Source organism: Bacillus sp. SORGH_AS_0510, assembly GCF_030818775.1.
In the GTDB taxonomy this organism is placed as follows: domain Bacteria; phylum Bacillota; class Bacilli; order Bacillales; family Cytobacillaceae; genus Neobacillus.
Window position 1 is genome coordinate 3572920 of the sequence record NZ_JAUTAU010000001.1, and the last position, 26547, is coordinate 3599466.

Sequence of the window (26547 nt, forward strand, 5' to 3'; positions counted from 1 at the left end):
AAACAATATGGTCAAACTTCTGTTTCTTCAGCAATTCTTTCCTTTATCCCTTTGTATCTGACCAAAATAACATCTTGACCAATTTTTATAATATTTTGCCACGGAATCACAATGTCTTCATCTTTTCCAAAAAATCCAAGTACTCTGCCTCCACCTGAAATCACAACTGCTTCAATCTTTCCAGTAGTTAGGTTGATCTCAATATCACCAATATTACCTAACCTTTTTCCATCCGATACATTCACAACGTCTTTTATCTGGAATTCGGAAATCTTGACCACATACACCACTCCCAGTTTTATTACTATAAAGAATATATGTGCATGCTTAGAATTTTATTTTAAAAAGCAAAAATAAAGCTGCCCCCAAGGACAGCTTTAGCTCTGAATATTTTTATTCATTTGACGAATGGCAGCTTTCTCTAAACGTGAAACCTGCGCTTGAGAGATTCCGATTTCATCAGCAACTTCCATTTGCGTTTTCCCCTGAAAAAAGCGCTTACGTAAAATTAACTTTTCACGCTCGTTTAATCTGCGCATACCTTCTTTTAAGGCTATTTCCTCTATCCAATGTATATCCTTATTTTTTTCATCGCTTAATTGGTCCATTACGTAGATTGGGTCGCCGCCATCATTATAAATTGGCTCAAATAAGGAAACCGGGTCTTGGATGGCATCCAAGGCAAATACAATCTCCTCATGGGGTACTTCTAAGACCTTTGCGATTTCTTCAGCAGTTGGTTCACGTGAGGTTTCACTCATTAATCGTTCTCTAACCTGAAGGGCTTTATAAGCAATGTCCCTTAAAGAACGAGATACACGAATTGGATTATTATCACGTAAGTACCTTCGTATTTCTCCAATAATCATTGGAACGGCGTAAGTGGAGAACTTTACGTTTTGACCTAAATCAAAGTTATCAATTGATTTCATTAGTCCAATACAGCCAACCTGAAATAAGTCATCAACAAACTCGCCACGGTTATTAAACCTTTGGATAACACTTAATACGAGTCGTAAGTTTCCGTTGACAAGCTTCTCTCTGGCGCTTATATCGCCCTCTTGCATTTGCTTGAAGAGTATTCTCATTTCTTCGTTCTTTAACACAGGAAGTTTAGATGTATCTACACCGCAAATTTCAACTTTATTTCGAGTCAATCCTTTTCCCTCCTCACAGGAGCTGCTGTACAAAAAACAGTATCTCCTTGAGAAGGAAAAATATGCACATGTCCATGGAATCGGACATGTGCATATTTGTCGAAAAATGCATTATAAACAGGAAATTATAGGGTTTTATACCCTGAAAAAATTTTATTTTTTATACCATTTTATTGAATTCTTTTCTCAAACGTTTAATAATTCTTTTTTCCAACCGCGAAATGTAGGATTGTGAAATCCCAAGCATGTCTGCAACATCCTTTTGGGTCTTTTCTTCACCGTTAGTTAAGCCAAAACGAAGTTCCATAATCTGCTTTTCCCTATCAGAAAGCTGATGCAACGCCTTCGTAAGTAATTTCCTGTCAACATTTGCTTCTAAATCTTTAGTAATAATATCTTCATCTGTTCCTAGAACATCTGATAATAATAATTCGTTCCCATCCCAATCGATGTTAAGTGGCTCATCAAAGGATACTTCAGACCTGATTTTATTATTTCTTCGTAAGTACATAAGTATTTCATTTTCAATACATCTTGATGCGTATGTAGCAAGTTTAATTTTTTTCTCAGGATTAAAGGTATTAACTGCTTTTATTAGACCTATTGTACCGATACTTATTAAGTCTTCAATATTAATTCCTGTATTTTCAAACTTCCTTGCAATATATACGACAAGGCGAAGATTTCGTTCAATTAGCATCGATCTAGCTGCCTTATCACCTCCAGGAAGTTTGTTTAATAACATTTCTTCTTCATCTTTACTTAAAGGAGGCGGCAATGCTTCGCTTCCGCCAATATAAAAAACTTCATCCGTTTTTAGACCCAATTTGATTAATATCTTATACCAATAGTAGGATAAGCGAAGTCTCCATTTTTTCATGCATGTTCCTCCTTCTAAAATATGTTTTTCTGAGTATAGTAATATTAACTCACTTTCACTGATTCATCTGACTGCTTTGCCCCAGTTAACATTTTCGGATGAACAATACACTGAAAAGCATCATCCGGTGAAAGTTGCTGTGTGGTAAAAGATACAAGACCTTTCTCACATAAATATTGTGAACCATTTTGTTCAATCAAGATTAAATCGGGTTTAAGGGCAACAATGAGTTGATGCTCTTGTCCCACCACACTACAAGGGACAATCCTAATTTTATTTTGCCAATCAGGAGGAAACTCCTCATTACCCATGATTAGTTGTTCAGGGTCGACCGTCATCTTTCTTATTGGTTCAGGAAGAGCATCTAATTGGTTCTTAATTGATACAAACATGACAGGAAGCTTTGACAGCGGATCGTACAATTGATTGCCACTATCCACTAACCCCTTAAAGACCAAGCATATGTTTTCAATATTCACCCTTACATTGACGATTTGTTCAAACTGAATTTTGGTCATTTCCATACCTTCCACATTCTTCTTTGAAAAATGCCAGGCGATTGGAAACCCAATGAGAACAAACAGCCAACTTACAGGATCACCAAAACCTTTTACACTGGACATCAGCACCCTTGTTGTTAACTCAGAATCATATTGTATAAAATAATGGGTTCCCGTTAAGGCCCCACCAATTAAAAACGTCGACACATAAAGAGTCATTAATGCTTTAAGGAAGAATTTTAATCGCTTATACCCAAAAGTAACTATTACCATAAAAATAGAACATATTAATTTTGAAATTGGATGTCCTGTATATACATTTAGTGGTGTAAACGACAATATGATAATTAACGAACCAATAAATCCCCCAGCAAGTATCCTCCATAGATGTGTTCTTCGTTTAAGAAATATGGCAGTTAGATAGAGGAGAAGACTGTCAAATAAAAAATTAAGAGCCCAAATTACATCCAAATAAACAGTCAATAATCTTCCTCCTTTTATTCTATTAAAAGGTGAGTAATAATCTGTTTACGGAAAAGTATAACGTACTTGTATGGCTGAAGTGTGTCACTTTCTGTAATCAAAAAAACAGAAATTTCCACTATTCCCTACGGATTTTGTCATATTGTAAGAAAAGTGGAAGCGCTTTGTTCAGCCCCGACAGGCAAATGTTCTTTGGCAAGAAAAGTCCGCCATTTGACTTTTTTTGCCGAAGGTTATTTGACCCGAGCTGTAACAATCATCGCTTTATCAAGCCATGATTGTTACAAGATACTCAAGAAAGATTAATCAGGATGAAAATGGCTAGGCGCTGGAGCTAGACAATTCTCTAAGTCGAATTTTATACTTTCTTATAATTGAACAAAAAAGCATGGCCCTCTTTTGGACCATGCTCTCTTCATTAGATTACTATAATTATCTTCTGCGGTTGCGGTTACGTAGGAAGGTTGGAATGTCCAACGTCTCTTCTTGCGCTACATGTGTAGTACGGACTGGTTCCTGAGGAGCTTCTTCACGCTTATGCTCTCTCTTAACTGGTCCAACAGCAGGTTTTGCTTGTCCAAAAGATGGACGCGTTACTTTCTGTTGGATTCCTTCTTCGTTAAATCCAGTTGCGATGACAGTTACAATAATCTCATCTTTCAAGTTCTCATTAATGACAGAACCGAAGATCATATTCACTTCTTGATCAGATGCTGTAGCAACAATATCAGCTGCCTCTTGAACTTCATAAAGACTTAGGTTAGTTCCACCAGTAATATTCATAAGAACACCTTGAGCTCCATCTATTGACGTTTCTAATAATGGAGAGCTAATTGCTTTCTTTGCTGCTTCTGCTGCACGGTTTTCACCAGCAGATACACCAATACCCATTAAGGCAGAGCCTTTGTTAGACATTATTGTTTTTACGTCAGCAAAGTCTAAGTTGATTAATCCTGGTACTGCAATTAAATCAGAGATCCCCTGAACCCCTTGACGAAGAACGTTATCAGCTTCACGGAAAGCTTCAAGCATTGGAGTGCTTTTATCAACAATTTCAAGAAGGCGATCATTTGGAATAACAATCAATGTGTCTACAGCTTCCTTCATTGCACCAATTCCACCAGAAGCCTGGTTTGAACGCTTTTTACCTTCAAAAGTAAATGGTCGTGTCACAACACCTACTGTTAAAGCACCAAGGTCACGAGCGATCTGTGCAATAACTGGTGCTGCACCTGTACCTGTACCGCCACCCATACCCGCAGTAACGAATACCATGTCAGCACCTCTCAGTGCTTCTTCAATTTGTTCTTTACTTTCTTCTGCAGCCTTTTTACCAACCTCTGGATTAGCTCCTGCGCCAAGACCACGGGTTAATTTAGCACCAATTTGCATTTTTACTTCCGCTTTTGAAAGATTTAATGCTTGTGCATCTGTATTTACAGCAATAAATTCAACACCTTGCACTCCGTGTTCAATCATTCGGTTTACCGCGTTGTTTCCTCCGCCGCCAACTCCAATAACTTTTATTGTTGCAAGAGAATCTAAATTTGTATCAAATTCTAACATGACAAAATCCTCCTAATTCGTCGGTTTTCTCATTCGAAATGATTTATTCGAAGAAGTAACCTAGGAATTTTTTTACTTTCGATGACATTTTTTCTTCCGGATGTTTTTCTACTTTTGGTTTAGGTTGATGTTGTTTCGGCACTCTTTTTTCGATTGGCTCTGATACCGATGATGTTTGCCCAATGGTTCCACCTGGTAATCTAGCATTCTTGTAAGCATATTTAATTAAACCAACCGCCGTAGTATACTGAGGTTCTCTTACACCAATATAGTCTGGTACCGCAAGGCGAACAGGATTTTGGAACATATCCTGTGCAAGTTCCAATACTCCTTGCATTTTTGCACTTCCACCTGTTAATACAAAACCACCTGGTAAGTCTGTTACGCCTAAGCGCTTCAGCTCATTGACTATTAGCTCAAAAATTTCTTCCATTCTTGCTTCGATGATTTCAGAAACATAAAGTTGATTAAATTGTTGATGTTGATCACTGCCTATGATTGGAACACTGAAAAATTCATCTTCAGATGCATTATCATAGAAGGCATGTCCATATTTCACCTTAATTTTTTCAGCATCCTCTGTAGAGGTATGTAGAACTTTTGAAAGGTCGTTTGTAAGTAGGTCCCCACCAACAGGAATAACACTAGTCGCCTTCAAAAATCCTTCTTCGAAAACAGCAATAGTTGTTGAACCGCCGCCCATATCGATGAGGGCAACTCCTAGATTTTTTTCATCCTTCGATAAGGCATAATCGCCTGCTGCCAATGGCTGAAGAATAATATCTAATATTTCTAGCCCTGCTCGTTCTACACAACGCAATGTATTTATGATAATCGATTTAGACCCGGTTATAAGGGTTCCATCCATTTCTAGACGAACACCAATCATTCCACGGGGATCATTGATTTCGTCTTTACCATCTAAGATAAATTGCTTTCGAATTACACCAATGTTTTCTCTTTCAGGTGGTATAGAACCCACATGTGACGCTTCAATAACACGAACGACATCTTCATTCGTAATTTCTCGGTTTTGGCTGGATACTGCTACAATCCCATGGCAGTGCTGAAGCATTACATTATGACCTGAAATTCCGACTACTACTTCTTTTATCTCCATGCCAATCATTCTTTCTGCCTGCTCAATCGCCCGCTTAATAGAATGAACGGTATCGTCCATGTCGACAATTGAACCTTTACGTAGTCCTTCAGATTTCACATTGCCAACACCAATTATATTTAAAGAGTCTTTACCTGAGTCATTGACCATTTCACCAATGATAACTTTTACACTGGATGTACCGATGTCAAGACTTACGTATATTTCATTGCTGTTCATTCTTTGGCACCTCCTTTTAATCTCCTTGGGTAGAACAACAATTCATTTTTGTTCATTAATAGATTTTCATAGTAATATCTTATAAAATTATTCGTCACAACTACATATTTCCCTTTAAAAAAGTTCAATTTTTTTCTATTTTTTCTTTGTTTGTAGACCACTTTGTCAATAATATTCGTCTTATGACAGCGATATTTTGAAACAACCTGACACCAAACGCAAAAACTGCTGCTAAATACAAGTCTACACCAAGATGAACACCGAGAAAAGCTAAACTTGCTGCAAGCATTATATTAAAAAAGAAGCCTGAAACAAACACCTTTTCATCATAAATATTTTGCAAGTATGCTCTAATCCCGCCGAATAATGTATCTAAAGCAGCTAATACAGCAATGGACAAGTAATTTGAGTATTCTTCCGGGATCCTTATTTCCGTTAAGAGTCCAAGTATGATTCCAAGAACAAGCCCTACAAATGGAAGCCACATTAAGAACTGCCTCCTTCCTTGATTGGTTCCATATGCTTAATACGAATTGGATTATCGTAAGCAGGAACAGTAATATTCGGATTAGGCGATGAAACGCTGAGTTTCAAGCCTTCAGCATAGAATTCATCCTTTGCTCTTGAAACCTTCATTTGGTTTGATAATTTATCAGCTCGATTCATTGACTCTACACCAACAATAATTTCTACAGGAAGGCTCCTAATCGAATGGCCGTCAATTTTTGTTTCCCTATTAATGTCCCTTATCACCGTTGTATTAATAATTCGCTGACCATCAATGGAAACATATTTTGCTTCGTACATATTTAGCTCATTCAATAACCTTTTTAGCAATTCTGGGGAAACAACAGCTGTTGATACAGGAGTTCCTAACTGTATATCTTCGATGGCAGGTTCAATTTTCAAGGTAATTCCGGGTCCTGTAACCTCTGTCAAGCCTGCCTCTGTTTTCAGCTCTTGTAATGTATCCCTTAGCGCTTGCTCTTTACTTTGTTTTTTCTTAGATTCATAGGCTGAAAGTTTTTCTTCATTTGAACGTATTTCTTTTAGTAAATTGGACTGCAGTTCTTTTTCTTTTAACAAGGCTTCACGGAGTTGCCATACATCACGTGTATCACGTTCTTCAGGCTTCTTTACCGTTTGAAATTGTACCGCAATCATAAAACCAACTACTGCTGCAATCAATGTGAAGCTAACATTAAATTTTGGTTTGTCCACTTTTTTCACCTAACCTTTTTAATTAATCATTACGTGGACATTCAATACCCTCAGTTTAACTTCCTAATATTGGATTTAAGATAATTTCATCTTCTTTTTCCAAAGAAAAAATCAAATTATCGTTTACAAGCTGGTCTTTTACACCGCCAGTCAAATTTAATGAAGAAGATAGTACATCGGGGTCACCAATGGCTGTAATAACAAAAGGTGCAGGGTGTTGCACACCATCAACCGTTATTACAGGTCCATTACAAACAATATACGAATGACTGGTAAGCCTTTGGCCATTTATAGCAACCGCAGCTGCACCAGAAATATATAATTCATTAATTACTTTAAAGACGTGGTGTTCATGTACTAGATAATTGTTCACATTATCTTCCTTTGGATCGTAAGCACCATCTGTCAAAGTAATTTTTACCCCTTTTCCTTTCACCTTGACCTTTCCAAGAAACATTCGATATTTTTCTGTATCCTCTGCCAAGTTTGTAAACACTTGTGTTTCTTTGGCAAGGTCCTTTTCATTTTTTAGTACCTTGTCTTGTTTCTGATTTAATTCCTTTTGAAGCTTACGATTTGTCTCCTCCTGGGCAATCAATTGATTTCTTAGTCCAAGAGTTTTTTCATATTGTTTATCTGACAAGCTAGGCTTTTCTTCTTTATTTTCCAGTTGAGTCAAATGATAAGAGAAGGCAATCATGAATCCTAGTACCAGAAAGACAAGGGACAAAATAACATGCTTCCCCCTTACCTTAATTCTTTTCAACTTCTTTTTCCTCCGCTTCTGGTTCGAAAGCTTTAAAATAGGAACCGACTTCTAAATCGATGATCCCTTTTTTATTAGGGTCCAATTGGCTAATAATTGAGGGATAATGCACCATTTTTTCCGAAAAACTTCTAAGCGTTGCACTTACCTCAAAGCCATCATTCATGAATAAGGAAATGTGATACTGGTCTGTTTTTTTCGGAGAATAATGAATTTCAGAAATGGAGTTTACTATTTCACTTGGGAGTTTCTCTAACTCTTTTACCATTTCATTTAAGGCTGCGCCTTCTTTAAAGTCGAAAAGAATAGGAGAATTAACTGGAATTTTTTCCTCATTTCTATCTCTTAATATTTTCCCATTTTCCATCACTGGATAATAGTTTAAATCTTGCTTAAGGTAAGCAATTCTTTTATGTTCTTTTACTTGAATGCTAATAGTATTTGGCCAATGAATCTTTACATCAGCTTGTTTAATTTCTGATAATTTCTTTAATTTGGAAGAGACATCATTTTTGCTGACTTTCCATATATTCGTAGTTTTTGTAAGGCCGCTTTTTCTGATTAATTCAGAGTCTGAATATACTTCATTACCGTCTACGGTAATCGTCTTTATATGACTCAACGGGGATTGTGAATAAGCAATTATTACTATCATTGTAAAAAACAGAAATAACAGGAGCACCAGCCTTCTATTTGCTTTTCTTCGCCTTTGCTCCTTTAATTTAGGTATCCGATCCTCGAGAGCAACGATTTTCCCTTTTTCCATTCAAAATTCCTCCAAAAATGAAAAGCCTAAGCGCGTGAGAGCGCTCGTTGCCCTACACCATAAAGCATGTCCACAAAAGTTTACTACTGTTCGTTCAAAAAAGTGAAACAACGGCACGAAAACTCATGCCGTCATTCATTTTCTTCCTAGTTTCACCTGTAATATTATCAGTAATTATAACACAATATTTGTCATTAGTAAGAGATTTTCTACAAGAAAAACAAGGATATTTTACTTATATAAATGTCAAGGTCAATGACTTTCATCACATTTTACTTTTCTTATTTTCGACCGACTATTTCAACCTCTGTTTCCATTTCCACGCCATAAAGGTTATAAATCGTATCCTTAATATGCTGAATTAATGCTAATACGTCGGCAGCAGTGGCGTTTCCTGCATTTACAATAAAATTTCCATGCATTTCCGATATCTTTGCTCCACCAATACTAAAACCCTTTAGGCCAGCTGTTTCAATAAGTCTTCCTGCATAGTTTGGAAGTGGATTACGGAAAATACTGCCGGCACAAGGGAAGTTCCATGGCTGTGTTTCTTTTCGATAATCCTTATTCTTTTGCATTTGTGCTACAATGGCTGCTCGATCACCTGTGACAAGTTCAAAAACGGCTTCCACGACAATTCCAGGTCGTTTGTTTTGTAAAACAGAAGTTCTATAGGAGAATTCCATTTCTTCATTTGAAAGCCATTCCATTGTTCCATCATTAAATAAAATATGAGCGCGTGATAAAATTCTACTAATATCTGATCCATGCGCACCAGCGTTCATATAAACTGCTCCACCCACTGATCCCGGGATTCCGCTGGCAAACTCTAGTCCTGTTAAACCTTTTTTACTAATTAGTGTGGCTAAACTTACTAAAGAATGACCACCACCGACAGTAATCGTTGTCCCTTCAATTTCAAGGCGATCCATTCCTGCCCCAAGTTTGATAACGATTCCCTCAATACCTTTATCAGATACTAAAAGATTGGATCCACGACCTATGGCTCGCCAATTGACGCCATGTTTATTTATTACAGTCATCGCATTTTTTAAGTTTTCAATTGATGAAGGTTCAATAAAAAGGTCTGCAGGACCTCCAATTTTCATAGTGGTATGGTTGGCAAGGCGTTCATTTTCCTTCACCTTTCCTATATTCAGTTCTTGTAATTCTTTCATAATTTCGTCCATACTTACCACCTAACTTTCCTAGATGCTATTATCTCAGTTTATGCAAAAAAATTAATTGGGCTACTTTGCGTTTCGATTTACAAGCTCTCTCATTAGTGAATAGAGCCTTCTTGCTGAATCTGGTACACCCATTTTTTTAGCCTTTGTTTTCATATCCATTAGATTTTCATTATTTAAAAGGATACGGTCAATATGTGTGACAAGGCTTTTACTTGTTAAATCCTTTTCTAACAGTAATTCAGCTGCACCATGATCACTTAGAGACCTTGCGTTTTTCTCTTGATGATTATTGGTTACATAGGGACTTGGAATTAAAATACTTGGGATACCAAGTGATGTTAATTCCGCCAAGGTTGTAGCTCCCGCTCTTGAAACAACTAAGTCAATGCCTGCTAGCACCTCTGGCATATTATGAATAAACGGTTTAATTATTACATTCTTAGGATTTCCAACTAGTTCTACTTCCTTCTTTACGTCCTCGTAATGGACATCACCAGTAACGTAAAGAACCTGGTAATCTTTTTCTGCAAACTCTGGCAAGGCTTTGACAACCGCTTCATTTATTGGTCTCGCTCCTCGGCTTCCGCCAAAGATTAAAACAGCAGGCTTAGTCGTGCTAAGTCCTGTGGATAGCCGACCACGAATTCCATCCTGCCCAAGCACTTCCGAAGCTCTTGGATTACCTGTGAAGGCAATTTTATTTTCTGGAAAATATTCTTTTGCCTCCTCAAAACAAACAGCTATTTTGTTCACGTATCGGCTTAAGAATTTATTAGTCAAACCAGGAACGCTATTTTGCTCATGGATGATAGTAGGAATGCGAAGTTTAGCGGCAGCGTATACCACTGGACCACACACATATCCACCAGTGCCAATAACGACATCTGGTTTAAATTCCCTCAAAATTCTCTTACTATCCTGTACACCTTTTAGAAATCTAATGATTGTTTTTACATTTTCAAAGGACAGCTTCCGTTTAAACCCAGTAATATATATCGACTGAAAAGGAATATTCTCTCTTGGGACGATTTTGCTTTCTAGACCGTTTGTAGTACCTATGTATAAAAACTCTGCGTCTTTGTTTTCTTTTTGTATTTCTCTAATTAGTGCAAGAGCAGGATAAATGTGACCGCCAGTCCCTCCACCGCTTACTGCTATTCTCATGTTTTCCACCTCATCAACTATTTAAAACCTAATTGCATACCTATATTACTATAAAAATTATAGAAATAAAGCAAATGATAAAAGATTGTTAAGTAAATGTAAAAGAAAGCCCTTAAATAACGCTCACTTAAACTAGTCTGTTGATTTCCATTCCAGGCACGAGCGGTTCGTGGGTGTTTCGGCGAGCCTCCTCGACGCATGCGCCTGCGGGGTCTCCCCTGGACCATACTCCCACAGGAGTCTTCGTGCCTTCCACTCCAATTAACAGGATAAAGAATTTTAATATTATTAAACACAACCTAAATAAAAAGAACCCTGCCGCTGAACAGGGTATCATTTTTAGTATCTTGAATAACGGCTTATATTTAGGAGGACACCGATTGCCATTAGCATTAATGTCAATGAAGATCCTCCATAACTTAAAAATGGCAACGTAATACCTGTGACTGGCATTAATCCCGTTACAACTCCAATATTAATCATGACTTGGATGGCAACCATAGCAATAATTCCAACTGCTAGAAAACTGCCATATAAATCAGGTGCCCCAAGAGCAATACGAATCCCACGCCATAACAATAGCGCAAATAATAAAAGGATAAACGAACCACCTATAAACCCTAATTCTTCGGAAAGAATAGCAAAGATGAAATCCGTTTGTGGCTCTGGTAAGTAAAAAAACTTTTGCCTGCTTTCACCAAGACCGAGCCCAAAGAGACCGCCTGGACCAATCGCATACAAGGATTGAATGATCTGAAACCCGCTTCCTAAAGGGTCTGACCAAGGATCCAAGAATGAGGTAATCCTTTTTATTCGGTATGGTGCTGATGCAATTAATCCCACAAACCCTGCAATACCTATTAATCCTAAGAAAGCAAAATGACGAATGCGTGCGCCAGCAATAAATATCATAACAATACAAGTCCCCATCATGACCGTTCCGGTTCCTAAATCAGGCTGCAGCATAATCATTGCAAAAGCCAAAAATGCAAGCCCTAAAGATGGTACAAGCCCCTTCTTAAAGGATGTTATCAGCTTTTGCCGTTCAGAAAGATATTTTGCTAAAAAGGCAATCATTGCAAGTTTCATAAATTCAGATGGTTGAATGGAGAATGCACCAACCCCAATCCAACTCCTAGAACCATTGCGGACATTTCCGATACCAGGAATTAAGACCAACACTAACAAGACAAAACAAACGATCAAAATTGTTTTAGCCCATGTCCTCCATGTCCAGTAATTTATGTTCATGATAAAAAACATAGCTGCAATTCCGACTCCGGCAAATAGGGTCTGCCTTTTCGCAAAGAAAAAGGAATCATCAAATTTATATTCAGCCCATATAGCACTCGCGCTGTAAACCATAATAAGCCCTATTGCCAGCAGTGTGAAAGTTACAATCATTAAAATAAAATCAGGAGTTGTTCGTTTTGTCGGCACCACTATACACCTCAACTACGTGTTTTAGGGCTTAGCAGCACCACCTGTGAGACACGAAGTGGGACAAGCCCTTACTTAAGCTTATGCACCGCTTCGATAAAAATGTCTCCCCTGACTTCAAAAGTTTTATATTGATCCCAGCTAGCACACGCTGGGGATAACAATATTACGTCACCAGATTCAGAGTATCGATAAGCTTCAGGCACTGCCTTGTCAACATTATCGACACGCTTTATTGTTTTTATTCCAGCCTCTTTTGCTACTCGTTCCATTTTAGGCGCCGTTTGGCCAAAGGTAATCATTGTTTTCACGTTCTTCAAATACGGAAGAAGTTCGTCAAATTCATTACCACGGTCAAGTCCCCCAGCAAGAAGAATAATTGGGGCATCAAATGCGGCAAGGGCATTAACAGTTGCTAAAATATTGGTCGCTTTTGAGTCGTTATAAAATTTTCTACCATTCAGTTCAGTCACATATTGCAGACGATGTTTAACTCCTGTAAAGGTTCGCAGTACTTCTTGAATAGCCTTATTGTCTACACCCGATAGCTTGGCAGCTGCCATAGCAGAAAGGATATTTTCAAGATTATGTACTCCAGGTAATGCAATTTCTTCTATTTCCATTACCTTTTCACCATTAAACACGATCCAGCCTTCATCCATGTATGCACCATTAGTCAGCTTCTTTTTTGTAGAAAAAGGAACAATACTAGCTTTTGAATGACGAGCGATTTCCATCGTATCTTCTTGATCCGCATTAACAATTAAATAGTCTAATTCGGTTTGGTTTTTGGTAATATTAGCTTTTGCCTCGATATACTCTTTTCTAGTCCCATGATAATCTAAATGGGCATCGTATAGATTTGTAATGATTGCAATGGACGGTGTAAATGTATCTATCCCCATTAGCTGGAAGGATGATAGTTCAATCACAATTGTATTTTCTTCGGTTGCCGACTGCGCCACACCTGAAGCAACAGTTCCAATGTTCCCAGCAATTAACGGAGCTTTTTTCCCTACATTTAGCATTTCATAAACTAGCGTTGTCGTAGTTGTTTTACCGTTCGTTCCTGTGATGCCTACAAATGGCGCCTCGGAAATTTGGTATGCTAACTCAACTTCAGTAATGACAGGAATCCCCTTTTCGATCGCCCCTTCAATCATTGGATTGTGATAAGGAATACCAGGGTTTTTTACGAGTAGTTCGAACCCCTCATCAAGGAGTTCAATAGGATGATCACCACAAATTACTTTTATCCCTTGCTCTAGTAATCCTTGTGCCTCTGGATTTTCTGAAAGTGGTTTTTTATCATTAACTGTAACGAATGCACCAAGCTTATGAAGGAGTGCAGCAGCGGTTACACCGCTCTTTGCTAAACCAAGAACTAGAATTTTTTTATGACGATAAGTTTCGATCTGTTTCAATTACAACCACACCTCTATATAGATTCCAAGTACTGCAAAAATTAATCCCACACTCCAAAAAGTAACAACAACTCGCCATTCAGACCACCCAACTAATTCATAATGATGATGTAGAGGGCTCATACGGAAAATTCGTTTCCCTGTGGTCTTAAACGAAATTACTTGCAAAATTACTGAGAGTGTTTCTATAACAAACACACCACCGATGATAATTAACAAAATTTCAAGTTTAGTTAAAATAGCTATCGCAGCAATCGCGCCACCAAGCGCCAAGGATCCAGTATCCCCCATAAAAACCTTCGCAGGATGTGCATTAAAAACTAGGAACCCTAGGACAGCACCGACTACAGCCACTGAAAATACGGCAATTTCAAAGTTATTTTGATTCCAAGCCAATACAGCAAATGCACCAAATGCAATTGCCGCAGTTCCTGAAACCAAGCCATCTAGTCCATCTGTTAGATTGACTGCATTGGAGAATCCAACAAGCCAGAAAAGAATAAGCAAAACATAAGTCCAACCCAAATCAAAAGAAAAATCTCCAAATGGCAGTGTGATTACCGTAGATTGTCCAGTATGTTTAAAGATAAGATAAAAAACAACAGAAATAATAATCTGACCTAACAATTTTTGCTTTGAAGTTAATCCTAAATTTCGTTTTAAAACCACTTTGATAAAATCATCTAAGAAGCCAAGCAGTCCAAAACCAAAAGTAACGAATAGTAATAAAAAAGTAGTCGTAGAAATTTGATCAGAAAACTTCCCAATCATAACCAATGTTGTAATGATAATAGAAAACAAAATCATTACTCCACCCATTGTTGGAGTTCCTGATTTTTTTTGGTGCGATTTAGGACCTTCTTCCCTAATGCTTTGTCCAAATTTCAACCTTCTTAAGAAGGGAATAAAAATAGGAGAAAGTAAAACTGAGATGAGGAATCCCATTACGATTGTGAAAAATATAACTTGCTCCTTCATTTTATCCCCTCCTTTCAGAATGGTTATCAGAATGGTCCGTGATTTTTTTTAACATCACAGCTATATCATATGACACTTGATTTTTATTAAGAAGTTTTTTATTTGATAATTTGATGTTGGTTATATCCATAATCTTGTCTGTTTCTCCATCTAGTTTTTCTTTATAAAGATTTAAAATGCTTTGGATTGCCAAAATAGGATCGTTTGTAATAAATATTGGGAAATGATTGGGCGTATAGTATGGTATCTCCTTTTCAGAATCCCAAACAGCTGCAATCGCACCATTAGTAATCGCTTCTGATAACGAACCAGAATTTTCATTTAAATGTACAAACAATCCTCTAGGTTGTGCCACGTCTGATTGATCAGCCAGGGTATGAAACAACATATCATCCTGTATACCTTGTCTTTCAGAAAACAATTGGGTTAAGTCTTTTAAAGCTAAATACATACCTATCTCCCCTCGATTGCTTCCCGAGCAATCAACCTATCGTCAAAATCGTGAACTACGTTTCCAACTATCTGATAGGTTTCATGTCCTTTTCCGGCAATTAAAATGATATCTCCAGTTTCAGCATGTTTCACAGCTGTAAAAATGGCTTCCTTTCTATCAGGAATGACTTGATAGGATTCCCCCGCCACGCCTGCTTCCATTTCTGTTAAAATAGCGTTCGGATCTTCACTTCGTGGATTGTCTGAAGTAAAGATTGGATTTGTAGCCCATTTGCATGCAATTTGTGCCATTAGTGGCCGTTTCGTTCGGTCTCGATCTCCTCCACAGCCGACAACAACGAAAACCCTTTTACTTGCAAAGTGCTGAATCGTCTTTAACACATTTTCAAGGCTATCTGGAGTGTGCGCATAATCAACAATAACTGTAAAATCCTGTCCAGCATTAACCAATTCAAACCTTCCTGCAACACCCTGAACCTCTTCAATTGAACGTATGATATCTTTCATCCCGATCCCTGATACTGAAGCTGCAGCAATACTTGCCAGTACATTATAAACACTGAATTTCCCAATCAGTTGCATTTGAACTGGATAGCTGTATTCCCCCATTACAAGGGTAAATGTAGTCCCCTTTGGCGTCATTTGTATGTTTTGAGCTTGAATATCAGCTTGCTGATCAATTCCGTATGTAACAACATGTGCAGCTGTTGACCTTTTGTACATATCTGATGCAGGGTCATCTGAATTTAATACTGCAAATTTAGGCTTATTTAGGTCAAATGTATTTCCTAATTGTGCAAACAATAAACTCTTAGCCCTCTGGTATTCTTCCATCGTCTGGTGATAATCTAAATGATCTTGCGATAGGTTGGTGAACACGGCAACATCATAATCACAGCCATGTACTCTCCCCATGTCAAGGGCATGTGAAGAAACCTCCATTACGGCTAAATCCACCTTGGCTTCTACCATTTGATGAAACGTCTTTTGCAATGTCAAACTTTCAGGAGTAGTATTTTTCGTCTCCAAAATCTGATCCGCAATTTTCGTATACATTGTACCTATCAGACCTGTTTTCTTACCTGCATCAGCAAATATTTTTTCAATCAAATGACTGGTGGTTGTTTTCCCATTTGTGCCTGTAATTCCAATTAAGTGTAGCTTTTTCGTTGGCTGGCTATAATAAGCATCTGCAACAACAGCCATTGCCCTAATAGTATCCTGAACTAAGATAACAGGAACATCAATATTTAATGGGCGTTCAGCTAATACTGCGACAGCCCCATTTTCCACTGCAGATCCAGCAAAATCATGGCCATCAACTGTGTAGCCCTTAATGCAAATAAATAAGCTCCCTTTTTGCACCTTCCGATTGTCATTTTCAATTGATGTAATTTCCGGGTTTTCCCCCTTATAGGGAACAATAGGGTGCAAACACTTTAGCAGCTCTTGTAGTTTCATTTTACCTCAAATCCTCTCATGACAGTACATACTTAATGCCAGTATTTACCTCAGTGAGACTACTAGCGAAAGTTCCATCTTATTTTACATTAAATTATTTTATTTTGCTATTTGTTATGTAGGTTTTAAAAAAATTAGGCGGCGGAATATATTCCGACCGCCCATAAGGATGACTATTTACTTATTTTCACATGAAACGAAAGTTTAAATTTAACTTTGAGGACTGTCTAGCTCCTGCGCCTAGCCCCTCGGATCAAATAACCTTCTGCAATAAAAGTCAAAGAGCGACTTTTTTTTGCAGAAGAACATTTGCCTGTCGGGGCTGATCAAGTCGCTTCCGCTTTTCTTATTCCCCTTTACCAAAGTACAATCTAATTTTTGATCCTTCCTTAACTTTTGTTCCTGGACTCGGGGATTGTCTTACAACTACATCCCCTTCACCACTAGCATCGATTCTTAAGTTAATCATTTGCTCTTGGAGTTCACCTTTTGTAAGACCTACAAAATCAGGTAATTTCAATAAAGGTGTATCTGGCCACTTAATTTCTTTTTCAATTTGATCTTTTCGTGGTTCTATCCCCATTGCACTTAAACTATCCTTCATAATCGCCCCTACAATTGGAGCACTTACAGTACCACCAAATGCGGTAACACCTTTTGGATTGTCCACCGCTACATAGACCACTATCTGCGGGTCATCAGCCGGGGCAAAACCCATAAATGATACGATAAAGTTATTTTCCAAATAACGGCCATTTTGAGCCTTTTGTGCCGTCCCAGTCTTACCACCAACACGGTAACCTTCTACAAAGGCCTTTCCTCCCGTTCCTTGTGCAACAACACTTTCAAGAGCATGGCGAATCTCCTTCGATGTTTCCTCGGTTATAACTCTTCTCTTTTCAACAGGCGTGTTTCTCATTACAACTTCTTTGGTAACAGGATCTATTAATTCCTTAGCGATATACGGCTTATATAATATTCCACCATTTATCGCTGCGGAAACAGCGGTTACTTGTTGGATAGGAGTAACAGAAACCCCTTGTCCAAAAGCAGTGGTGGCTTGTTCTACAGGACCCACTCGATTTAAGTTGAATAAAATACCTGTTCCTTCTCCTTGCAAATCAATTCCAGTCTTTTGACCAAAACCAAAATCCTTTATATACTTAAAAAGTTTATCCTTACCCAGGCGTTCACCTAATTCTACAAACCCTGGGTTACAAGAGTTTTGCACTACCTCTAAAAAGCTTTGATCCCCGTGGCCGCCCCTTTTCCAACACTTCAACCGTGCACCCGCCACCTGTACAGAACCAGAATCATGAAAATGCTCTTTTTCGAGATTCACTTTCCCTTCGTTCAAAGCAGCTGCCAAAGTGATAATCTTAAAAGTCGACCCAGGTTCATATGTTGACCAGACTGGGAGATTTCGGTTATAAATCTCTTGTGGCACATTGCGGAAATTTGCAGGGTCAAATGTGGGTCTGCTAGACATCGCAAGGATTTCCCCATTATTTGGATTCATTGCAATCGCTACGATTCCATCTGGATTATATTTAGCTTCAGCAATATCAAGTTCTCTCTCGACAATGGTTTGTATTTTTGAATCTATTGTTAATTTTAAATCAAGCCCATTAACCGGATGCTCATAGTCATCCGCCATACTATTCATACGTTCTCCTTTGGCATTCGCATAAAATTTCACAGCTCCACGTTCACCGCTTAATTCTTTATCATAGTACTTTTCAAGTCCCATTAACCCTTGGTTATCTACTCCAGTAAATCCTAGGACATGAGAAAGATAGCTGCCATTCGGATAATGTCGTTTTGAGTCTTCCCCAATATATACACCTTCAAGTCCCAGGGCTCTAATCTCTTTGGCCTTCTCGTGAGAAATTTTTCTACCCTCTTTGATTCTCACAGAGGACGCACTTTTCGTAATCTCGCGATAAGCTGTTTCTTTCGGCATGTTCAATACCGCTGCCAGCTTTTCAGCAGTCGTTGCAGGATCCTTCACCTGCCGTGGAATGACATATACTGTTGGGGCACTTATATTTGCGGCTAACGGTATACCATTTCTATCAACAATTTGTCCCCGTTCAGGCTCAAAAGGGATGTTCCTGCTCCAAGATCCTTTTGCTCGGTCGGTTAACATATCCCCTAGTACAAATTGTACATATCCAAGCCTGACATCAATAATCAAGAAGGTCAGAAATCCAACGAATAGTGCAATCATTAGCCTCTTACGGACAGTTACATTAGAAACACGCATAGTATGAACGATCCTCCTCTTTCCTGCATTCCATTATCGTTCATATATATGCTTGTACACATTTCTATAGAACAAGCCTTTGAAGAAAAAACAACGTAAAAAGAGGCTGAAACACTTTTCAGCCTCTTTACTCAATCTTTTACTTTCTCTTTTGTTTCATCCGGTTGATCTTTCTCATCCGTTGAAACTTTCTTTTCTTCATTCCACTGTTCTTCAGGTGTTTTTAAATCTACTATTAGGAAATCGCCTTCTTTAAGAGCTGCTTTCGGTTGGATACTTTGCTTAGCTACATAACCTTTTCCATTTGAGTTAAGCTTAAGACCAGCCATGTTTGCCACCTTCATCACATCTCTTAAAGACCATCCCGTCATATTTGGTGCTGTTAATTCACCATCTGTTTGAATAATTACCTTTTCTCCTTCAAGAATCGTTGTTCCTGCTTTAGGAAGTTGACCGACTATTTCAGGGCCGTTACCTAATACAACTGTTTCATAGCCTTTTTCTTTTAATTCCTTAACCGTTTCTGTAACGGACTGACCTTTAAGGTCAGTCATTTTATTAATTGTCGCCTTTTCAAGTACAGAGGGTTGAATATTTAGATAGTGAAGGCTATTTTGCATTACCGGATTAAAAATGCCAGAGACAGGAATTGCTCCTTGTCCAGCTTCCAATCCTTCCAGCTCCGGTTGTTGAACAGCAACATAGACGATTAATTTTGGATCGTCCTTTGGTGCCATCCCAAGGAAAGAAAACATGTAACTATTGACCCCTTTTAGATACTTGCCATTTGGTCCAGGAATATTTGCCGTTCCCGTTTTACCTGCTACACTATATCCCTCAATTTTGTACCGTCCTCCGGTTCCTTTTGGAGACGTGACAACTGTTTCAAGAAAATCGCGGACCTTTTTTGCGGTTTCAGTAGAAATCGGAGTTCCCACTACTTCTGGAGAAACTTCCTTTACAGTTTCTCCTGTATCATGGTTGACTATTTTTTCAACCACATGTGGTTTCAGCATCTTCCCTCCATTAGCAATCGCTGTAGCTGCCTGTATTTGCTGGATAGGGGTGATGGCAGTCCCTTGACCGTAAGCCGTAGTAATTTTTTCAATTGGATAAGTAAATTGAATCTTCCCAGAGGTTTCATCAGGAAGCTCAATACCCGTCGGTTTGTCGAATCCAAATTTAGTCAGGTATTCTCTAAACCTTTCAAAACCTAATTTTTCTTTTGCAATTTTTGCGAAGGCAACATTGGATGAACGCTGTACGCCTTCCAAATAGGTTATGCTTCCCCATCCTGACCCATTGTGGTCATGAATAGCTTTATCCTTTTTTGTCACTTGATAAGAACCCGATTGATAATACTCATTTGGATTGAATACTTTCTCTTGCACTGCGGCTGCTAACGTAAATATTTTCATCGTTGAACCAGGTTCAAACGATGTTTCAACCGCTTCATTATGCCAGCTCTTATCAATACCTTCTTTTGTTTTAGGATGAAAGGAGGGTCGCTGGCCCATCGCTAAGATATTTCCTGTTTTAGGGTCAGCGACGATTGCAATAATTTTTTTAGGCTTATAGTCCTTTGCCACCTTATTCATTGCATCTTCTAAAAAGGTTTGAATTTTTGTATCAATCGTTAAATAGACGTCATTTCCATTTTGTGCTGGTGTTATTTTCTCTTTCCCGTCCGGAAGTAAGTAACCCCATAAATCACTCTCATAATTAATCTTACCGTCAACACCGGTTAAAACCTTATCAAATTCTTTCTCGATGCCCATTTTTCCAATTGATTTATAGGTTTGATCCTTTTGCTCAACACGGTCAGCATATCCCACTACATGTGAAGCAAACATCCCATTTGGATAGAACCGTTTCGAGTCACGAATAAAAGTAATACCGGGTAGTTCTAATGCTTCAATTTCTTTCTTCGTTTGGTGCGTTATATCTTTACCCGCCTTACCAAATTCCACTTGGAATCTTCCCTTAGAAATCCCATTAGAAAGAATGCTATAAATTTCAGATTCATCCATTTTAAGAAATTTAGCTAGTTCCTTTGCCGTTTTATGTGGATCTTTAACATGTTGTGGTTTTTTAGGGTTCGTCGTCATTTTTTTATCTAAAATAGCAATTAAGGTATATGCGGCTGTATCCTCAGCAATCACCTCGCCATTTCGATCCAGTATTTCTCCCCTGGCAGCTTGCAGAACCCCCTGCCTGTTATACTTTTGCTGTGCCTTTGCAGCAAGTGGCTGTCCGCCCACTTCTCCAGTAATTTGAATAGAATAATACCTAAAAAGTAATACAAAAAAGAGCAGGCCGAATATTACAAACAATATCGCTGCTCCTGCATTCATATATGGCTGTTTCTTACTCATTTCTCCTGCACAACCTTGACGTTATTTTCGTTTAGCACAAGTCCCATCTTCTTTGCCTTTTCATAAATTCGGTCATATGCACTAAGTTCACTTACTTGTACCTGCAAGTCGCTGTTAACCTTCTGTTGTTCCTTTACTTTTGCTTCAACATTTTGAAGATCTTTATTGACTTCATAAATACTAGATTGGGTAGAAATTAGATGAACTGCACCGAAACATACCAAACCAGCAAATGCGACTCCAATGATCTTTTCTCCTGGAGTGAGCCAGGATTTTTTTATTTTTATTTCACCAATACTTTTGCTATTTTGTTCAACGTGCTCTTGTTGTTGTTGTTGATACTTCCTGGCAAGATTACTCAATCTTTTCCCCTCCAGATTTTTAATTTTCCAGCATATGTGCTGTTGCCTGTCCTATTTTTTTAACTTTTCTGCGATTCTAAGTTTTGCAGAACGGGCTCTATTATTTTGTTCTAACTCTTCCTCAGAAGGAAGAATGGGTTTACGTGAGACTAGCTTTAAGATTGGTTTATATTCATCTGGAATGATTGGTAAACCCGGAGGCAAATTAGGTGTTTCACTAGCCTTCTTAAATGCAGCCTTACAAATCCTGTCCTCTAACGAGTGGAAAGTAATTACACTAATTCTTCCCTCAGGATTTAACAAATCTATCGCCTGGTTTAATGAATTTTCAAAAACGGCTAATTCATCGTTAACAGCAATTCTTACTGCTTGAAAAATCCGCTTTGCAGGATGTCCCCCTTTTCTTCTTGCAGGAGCAGGGATCCCTTCCTTAATTAAATCAACTAATTCAAAAGTTGTTTCAATTGGTTTAATTTGTCTTGCCGCTTCGATTTTTCGAGCTATTTGTTTAGAGAATTTTTCTTCCCCATAGCGGAAGAAGATTCGGACTAAGTCTTCATATGCCCAGTGGTTGATTACATCATAAGCTGAAATATCTGCTTCATTGTCCATTCTCATATCTAACGGAGCATCATGATGATAACTAAACCCTCTTTCAGGCGTGTCCAATTGTGGAGATGACACCCCTAAGTCATATAGAACTCCATCCACCTTATAAATTCCTTGTTTTTCAAGCTCATCTTTTAAGTATAAGAAGTTGCTCTTTATAATCTCAAGCCGGCTTCCATATTCAGATAATTTTTCTTTCGCATGAGCAATGGCTGTTTCGTCTTGGTCAAATGCAAACAATTTACCGTTGTCTCCGAGTCGGGAGAGAATCAGGGAACTATGTCCGGCTCCACCCAAAGTACAATCAACATAAACACCATCTGACTTAATATTTAATCCGTCTACAGCTTCTTTTAATAACACAGTTGTATGTTCAAACATTTTCGTACCACCTTTTCCAATCAACGAAATCAAACAGAAAATATATTAATATAACTTATCCATTATATATCAAAGCCAATCATATTTTCTGCAATTTCCGCAAAAGATTCTTCAGACTGTGTAAAATAGTCTTCCCAAATCTGTTTACTCCAAATTTCAATTCGATTGGAAACACCCAAAATTACGCATTCTTTTTCCAACTTTGCATACTGCAAAAGTGGTGTAGGGATATTAATCCTTCCTTGCTTATCAAGTTCACTCTCTGTTGCACCTGAAAAGAAGAAACGGGTAAAAGCACGGGCATCTTTTTTTGTCAGAGGCAGGCCTTTTAATTTCTCTTCAATAAGTCCCCACTCTGAGACTGGGTAACCAAATAAACATTGATCTAATCCACGAGTGATGATAAACATGTCGCCAAGTTCATCTCGGAATTTGGAGGGCACAATTAAACGGCCTTTATTATCAATGCTGTGATGGTATTCACCCATGAACATACCCATTACCCCCACTTTCTATAAAAAATGTACCACATTCCCCCACTTTTCACCACCTATTTTTAAACAATTCGCCCCAATTTCCGTGAAATCCTTTTTTATCCAGCGGATTTTTTACAAAAAAAAGAAAAACCTCACCGCAAAAGTGAAGTTTTTCTAAATTTTTATTACCTTATGGCGACCATCAAATTCAAATGCCTCAACCATGATATCTTTTATAAACGTTAAACCATATTCATTTAAATAATAAAATATGTTCCAAACCCGTTCTTGCGGGAAACCATCAGGCCTTAACGCAAGGTCCACGCGAGCATATTTATTTAATATAACCTTATGTCTAAACTTAACCGAATCCTCTAGTCTTGACTGCATAAAATTGATTTCTTTCAGTAGGTACGCTTCGTTTTTGTTTAACATTGGAAGAAGCCCTCGATCAAGTTCCTCTGTCTTCGCTTCAATTAGTTTGTACTGCTCGATTAAGTCAAGTTTTGCCTTAGCAAACATTTCTTCTAACTCCATATCCTTAATGGTTGAAAGAAAGCTTTCCTTTTCTTGACCCGTACCTCTAGTAATTACATCTGTAATATTTAGCTTTAAATCAAAGATATCCGTTTCTACTGACCGATCCAAGAACGTAATATTTAAGCGAGGGACAATCGGCGGCATCTTAATGTGGAAATGCTCAAAGACAAGTTTTAATTCCGCCCAATAGGAGATTTCCCCAGGTCCAGCAATAAATGCAATCGTTGGAAATAGCCATTCTTGCATAAGGGGACGAGTCACCACATTATTGCTTAATTGTTCTGGTTTTTTACTCACAAGCTCCATTAATTCCTCTTTTGAAAAAGAAGCCGCACCACTTTTCCCCACAAAACGATTCGATTCTCGATTGTATTCCAACAGAATTCGCTCATTTTGTTTTTGGTCATAAAAAAATAAGTTGGCTGCTTGGTCACTGATATCAATGGTAATTGGGTATCCTTTATTACCAATTTGCTTTTGATGTTCTAGAACCGAGAACGTGATTGTTTCATGATTGTCTAATTGCTTAGCCAAAAACTCCTTTTGTATCAATCGAAAGTCTTTGTTCCCTGAATCAACAATCAACAATCCATAATCCTTGAACAATTCCATAATAATATTTGCAAAAAAATCAACAAAGTTCTGGGATTTATTAATTTGTTCTTCGGCAAATTGCAATAGTGAATTTGAATGTTCAGTTTCACCAAAATTTTCAATGATGTTTTGTACCCATGATAAACAGACATTCTTATTTAATTCAATATCTGATACCATTTTCTTTTGGAGTACCTTTTCAGGATAGGTCCACTTATCTATTTTTTGGTTAACAGGCACAAAGACATGATTTACTTCTTGGAAATCATGATCCTCTCCAGCAATCCAAAAAACAGGGACTACCGGAACCCCTAGTTGTCGTTCTTTTTGTTCTGCTAATTTAATAATTGAAATGACCTTATGGATGGAATAAAGTGGACCTGTTAAAATTCCAGCCTGTTGTCCCCCAATGACAACGACACTTTCATCTTGTCTTAATTTTTCAATTGATTTCTTTACAGCGTCTGAGGTTGGAAAGCGTTCCATAAAGGATTCTATGTGTGCAGCTACCTCTTTGCGAGGGAATATTCTACTGCTGAGTTCGTCCAACCTTTTCTTATCATCCTCTACATCATTGTATCGATAGTGAAAAAAAGGCTGGATATCAGCAGATTGTTCCAAATAGTTAGAAGCAAACCGATTCGTTGCTGGTAAAGAGAGATTTAAAATCTCCATTTATGTACTCCCTTTCTGATCACTGATATTCATTCTTAACGAGTATATCACTACCTGCCCCATTTGAAAAAACCATCCGCTCAATTTTATGTTGAAAAGCTAAAAGTTACAGCACTTGAAATTAAGCCATAAAAAGTGAGGGCAATATACACTAGGAAAAACAGAATGAAATTAAATCGCCAAAAGCCCTTCATCACCTTTTTTAGTATTATTTCTTCCTTAACTTTCCAATGAACAAATACAAACATCATAGCTATCATTATCATGAGAAGTATTATTACCCAAAACAAAGATTTTCCCAAAATTGTTACAATTAAAAAGTGGACAGAAATAATATATAGAATAGTAGTGTAATCTAGTGTGAGATGAACAGCTCTCCGTGAATTTTTTGTTATTACTTTTCCAAACAAAAAGACCAAAACAGAACCTAGTACAGGTAAGGCAAAAAGAACCGTTAACACAGAGGACAGAATACTACTCACCATTTTCCCCCCTTTTCTTGTTCTTTTCCCTTGATAAAATTATAGATACTCTCTAATAGAGGAGCCGGTTTGTTTCGCGTGTTTGCCTCCCCAAGGATAAAACCAAGAATGGCATCTACTTCTGTTAACCTATTCGCCTCGATATCCTTTAACATGGATGATCGATTCTCTGCAGTTTTTTTACAGACTTCCACCACTCTTTGCAGGTGTTCTTTTGGATGATCTAGATTTAAAATGTAGGAAATTTCATCAAAAACAGCCTTTAAAGTGAGAAAAAAATATTCATTTTGAACCAATTCTCCATTTTTCACATGCAGAATTGAAGTTAAGGGGTTAATCACTGCATTAACAATTAATTTATTCAAAAGAACTGAATAATAATCTTCCTGCACATTGATTGGAAAATCAGAAGGTACTGCGAATGCAAAGCGTTGTAGAGAGGAAAGATCACCTCTAAAAAGCGCTACATTTGTTTCCCCTTCCCCATTATGACTGACAGTAAAGGCGTTTTGCTTTAAAGCACCATGCTCAACAGTTCCGACAAACAGATTAATATCGTTAATTTTTTCTAATAGCTTTAAATGACCCATTCCATTTTGTAAGAATAAAATATTGTTAGGAAGGGCAGGTAGGTGTTTCATTACATCAATAACTGCAGGCAGCTGATATTGTTTTACAGTAACAATGGTAAAATCCTCTGTTCCCTTCCATGATGCTATAGGAAGGGCCCTGACCGCTGACAATGTTGTCACAGCATTTTTATGCATCATAATCCCGTTTTCATTTATTTGAAACGCTTGATCTTCTGTTCTTGTATATATAGTTACATCAAAAACTTTATTAATATAGGAAGCAAATAATAATCCAATGGAACCAGCCCCTATTATTCCAACTTTCATGATATCCCCTCATTTAGTCATCTTTACCCATATTTTATCAGGTTTTGCCAAACTTCTGTAAGTACAGTTATGAAAAAAACCCTTATCGTCAATGAAACGA

At 37.8% G+C, this 26547-nt stretch carries 25 protein-coding genes; all 25 read right to left on the minus strand.

Features of this window, described 5'->3' with window-relative positions; translation table 11 throughout:
• Positions 1-11: 11 nt before the first annotated feature.
• The gene (locus QE429_RS18210) at positions 12-281 is read right to left on the minus strand and encodes a YlmC/YmxH family sporulation protein (protein WP_307289009.1); all 270 of its coding nucleotides are present in this window, start codon (positions 279-281) and stop codon (positions 12-14) included.
• A 96-nt stretch (positions 282-377) separates the two neighbouring features.
• Entirely contained in the window at positions 378-1157 is a 780-nt protein-coding gene (gene sigG, locus QE429_RS18215; protein WP_040204876.1) for an RNA polymerase sporulation sigma factor SigG, read from the minus strand.
• 160 nt (positions 1158-1317) lie between these two features.
• Positions 1318-2037, minus strand: coding sequence for an RNA polymerase sporulation sigma factor SigE (gene sigE, locus QE429_RS18220; protein WP_307289012.1), 720 nt, complete (start codon positions 2035-2037; stop codon positions 1318-1320).
• Positions 2038-2081: 44 nt separating this feature from the next.
• On the minus strand, positions 2082-3020 hold the full coding sequence (gene spoIIGA / locus QE429_RS18225; RefSeq protein ID WP_307289014.1) for a sigma-E processing peptidase SpoIIGA: 939 nt from the start codon (positions 3018-3020) through the stop codon (positions 2082-2084).
• A gap of 432 nt (positions 3021-3452) precedes the next feature.
• Entirely contained in the window at positions 3453-4586 is a 1134-nt protein-coding gene (gene ftsZ / locus QE429_RS18230; RefSeq protein WP_307289016.1) for a cell division protein FtsZ, read from the minus strand.
• Positions 4587-4629: 43 nt separating this feature from the next.
• Positions 4630-5925: a cell division protein FtsA gene (gene ftsA, locus QE429_RS18235; protein ID WP_307289018.1), complete on the minus strand. Its 1296-nt coding sequence runs from the start codon at positions 5923-5925 to the stop codon at positions 4630-4632.
• Between the two features lie 124 nt (positions 5926-6049).
• Positions 6050-6412 (minus strand): small basic family protein, encoded by a 363-nt coding sequence (locus QE429_RS18240; protein WP_307289020.1) that lies wholly within the window; start codon positions 6410-6412, stop codon positions 6050-6052.
• The gene (locus QE429_RS18245; protein ID WP_307289022.1) at positions 6412-7146 is read right to left on the minus strand and encodes a DUF881 domain-containing protein; all 735 of its coding nucleotides are present in this window, start codon (positions 7144-7146) and stop codon (positions 6412-6414) included. The genes QE429_RS18240 and QE429_RS18245 overlap by 1 nt, the downstream gene beginning before the upstream one ends.
• Before the next feature lie 55 nt (positions 7147-7201).
• Positions 7202-7912 (minus strand): DUF881 domain-containing protein, encoded by a 711-nt coding sequence (locus QE429_RS18250; protein WP_307289023.1) that lies wholly within the window; start codon positions 7910-7912, stop codon positions 7202-7204.
• Positions 7899-8678, minus strand: a complete 780-nt coding sequence (locus QE429_RS18255) for a cell division protein FtsQ/DivIB (protein WP_307289025.1) — start codon at positions 8676-8678, stop codon at positions 7899-7901. The genes QE429_RS18250 and QE429_RS18255 overlap by 14 nt, the downstream gene beginning before the upstream one ends.
• 281 nt (positions 8679-8959) lie before the next feature.
• Positions 8960-9868 carry a UDP-N-acetylmuramate dehydrogenase gene (murB, locus tag QE429_RS18260; protein ID WP_307289027.1) on the minus strand — a complete coding sequence of 303 codons (909 nt, stop codon included), beginning with the start codon at positions 9866-9868 and terminating at the stop codon, positions 8960-8962.
• Between the two features lie 60 nt (positions 9869-9928).
• Positions 9929-11032, minus strand: a complete 1104-nt coding sequence (gene murG / locus QE429_RS18265; protein ID WP_307289028.1) for an undecaprenyldiphospho-muramoylpentapeptide beta-N-acetylglucosaminyltransferase — start codon at positions 11030-11032, stop codon at positions 9929-9931.
• Between the two features lie 339 nt (positions 11033-11371).
• On the minus strand, positions 11372-12472 hold the full coding sequence (gene spoVE / locus QE429_RS18270) for a stage V sporulation protein E (protein ID WP_307289029.1): 1101 nt from the start codon (positions 12470-12472) through the stop codon (positions 11372-11374).
• A gap of 71 nt (positions 12473-12543) precedes the next feature.
• Positions 12544-13896, minus strand: a complete 1353-nt coding sequence (murD, locus tag QE429_RS18275; protein ID WP_307289030.1) for a UDP-N-acetylmuramoyl-L-alanine--D-glutamate ligase — start codon at positions 13894-13896, stop codon at positions 12544-12546.
• A complete protein-coding gene (gene mraY / locus QE429_RS18280) occupies positions 13897-14874 on the minus strand; it encodes a phospho-N-acetylmuramoyl-pentapeptide-transferase (protein WP_307289031.1) in 978 nt (325 codons plus the stop codon).
• 1 nt (position 14875) lies between these two features.
• Positions 14876-15325, minus strand: a complete 450-nt coding sequence (locus QE429_RS18285; RefSeq protein ID WP_307289032.1) for a hypothetical protein — start codon at positions 15323-15325, stop codon at positions 14876-14878.
• Between the two features lie 2 nt (positions 15326-15327).
• Positions 15328-16788, minus strand: a complete 1461-nt coding sequence (locus QE429_RS18290; RefSeq protein WP_307289034.1) for a UDP-N-acetylmuramoyl-L-alanyl-D-glutamate--2,6-diaminopimelate ligase — start codon at positions 16786-16788, stop codon at positions 15328-15330.
• A 346-nt stretch (positions 16789-17134) separates the two neighbouring features.
• Entirely contained in the window at positions 17135-19054 is a 1920-nt protein-coding gene (locus QE429_RS18295) for a stage V sporulation protein D (protein WP_307289036.1), read from the minus strand.
• 131 nt (positions 19055-19185) lie between these two features.
• Positions 19186-21429 carry a penicillin-binding protein gene (locus tag QE429_RS18300; protein ID WP_307289038.1) on the minus strand — a complete coding sequence of 748 codons (2244 nt, stop codon included), beginning with the start codon at positions 21427-21429 and terminating at the stop codon, positions 19186-19188.
• Positions 21426-21791, minus strand: a complete 366-nt coding sequence (gene ftsL / locus QE429_RS18305) for a cell division protein FtsL (RefSeq protein ID WP_307289039.1) — start codon at positions 21789-21791, stop codon at positions 21426-21428. Before ftsL ends, QE429_RS18300 begins: the two co-directional genes overlap by 4 nt.
• 51 nt (positions 21792-21842) lie before the next feature.
• The gene (rsmH, locus tag QE429_RS18310; RefSeq protein WP_307289040.1) at positions 21843-22781 is read right to left on the minus strand and encodes a 16S rRNA (cytosine(1402)-N(4))-methyltransferase RsmH; all 939 of its coding nucleotides are present in this window, start codon (positions 22779-22781) and stop codon (positions 21843-21845) included.
• Positions 22782-22843: 62 nt separating this feature from the next.
• Positions 22844-23275, minus strand: coding sequence for a division/cell wall cluster transcriptional repressor MraZ (gene mraZ / locus QE429_RS18315; protein ID WP_307289041.1), 432 nt, complete (start codon positions 23273-23275; stop codon positions 22844-22846).
• 156 nt (positions 23276-23431) lie between these two features.
• Complete coding sequence (bshC, locus tag QE429_RS18320) at positions 23432-25066, minus strand: bacillithiol biosynthesis cysteine-adding enzyme BshC (protein ID WP_307289042.1); 1635 nt, start codon at positions 25064-25066, stop codon at positions 23432-23434.
• Positions 25067-25152: 86 nt separating this feature from the next.
• The gene (locus tag QE429_RS18325; protein ID WP_307289044.1) at positions 25153-25548 is read right to left on the minus strand and encodes a DUF3397 domain-containing protein; all 396 of its coding nucleotides are present in this window, start codon (positions 25546-25548) and stop codon (positions 25153-25155) included.
• A complete protein-coding gene (locus QE429_RS18330; RefSeq protein WP_307289045.1) occupies positions 25545-26447 on the minus strand; it encodes a 2-dehydropantoate 2-reductase in 903 nt (300 codons plus the stop codon). The genes QE429_RS18325 and QE429_RS18330 overlap by 4 nt, the downstream gene beginning before the upstream one ends.
• Between the last annotated feature and the right edge of the window lie 100 nt (positions 26448-26547).

Coding starts and splice junctions, on each gene's coding strand:
- bshC (WP_307289042.1), bottom strand. CDS start 25,066: ATGGAGATTTTAAATCTCTCTTTACCAGCAACGAATCGGTTTGCTTCT.
- QE429_RS18290 (WP_307289034.1), bottom strand. CDS start 16,788: ATGAAACTACAAGAGCTGCTAAAGTGTTTGCACCCTATTGTTCCCTAT.
- murB (WP_307289027.1), bottom strand. CDS start 9,868: ATGGACGAAATTATGAAAGAATTACAAGAACTGAATATAGGAAAGGTG.
- QE429_RS18285 (WP_307289032.1), bottom strand. CDS start 15,325: ATGTATTTAGCTTTAAAAGACTTAACCCAATTGTTTTCTGAAAGACAA.
- mraY (WP_307289031.1), bottom strand. CDS start 14,874: ATGAAGGAGCAAGTTATATTTTTCACAATCGTAATGGGATTCCTCATC.
- QE429_RS18295 (WP_307289036.1), bottom strand. CDS start 19,054: ATGCGTGTTTCTAATGTAACTGTCCGTAAGAGGCTAATGATTGCACTA.
- ftsZ (WP_307289016.1), bottom strand. CDS start 4,586: ATGTTAGAATTTGATACAAATTTAGATTCTCTTGCAACAATAAAAGTT.
- QE429_RS18255 (WP_307289025.1), bottom strand. CDS start 8,678: ATGGAAAAAGGGAAAATCGTTGCTCTCGAGGATCGGATACCTAAATTA.
- QE429_RS18300 (WP_307289038.1), bottom strand. CDS start 21,429: ATGAGTAAGAAACAGCCATATATGAATGCAGGAGCAGCGATATTGTTT.
- sigE (WP_307289012.1), bottom strand. CDS start 2,037: ATGAAAAAATGGAGACTTCGCTTATCCTACTATTGGTATAAGATATTA.
- ftsA (WP_307289018.1), bottom strand. CDS start 5,925: ATGAACAGCAATGAAATATACGTAAGTCTTGACATCGGTACATCCAGT.
- murG (WP_307289028.1), bottom strand. CDS start 11,032: ATGAGAATAGCAGTAAGCGGTGGAGGGACTGGCGGTCACATTTATCCT.
- rsmH (WP_307289040.1), bottom strand. CDS start 22,781: ATGTTTGAACATACAACTGTGTTATTAAAAGAAGCTGTAGACGGATTA.
- mraZ (WP_307289041.1), bottom strand. CDS start 23,275: ATGTTCATGGGTGAATACCATCACAGCATTGATAATAAAGGCCGTTTA.
- QE429_RS18240 (WP_307289020.1), bottom strand. CDS start 6,412: ATGTGGCTTCCATTTGTAGGGCTTGTTCTTGGAATCATACTTGGACTC.
- QE429_RS18330 (WP_307289045.1), bottom strand. CDS start 26,447: ATGAAAGTTGGAATAATAGGGGCTGGTTCCATTGGATTATTATTTGCT.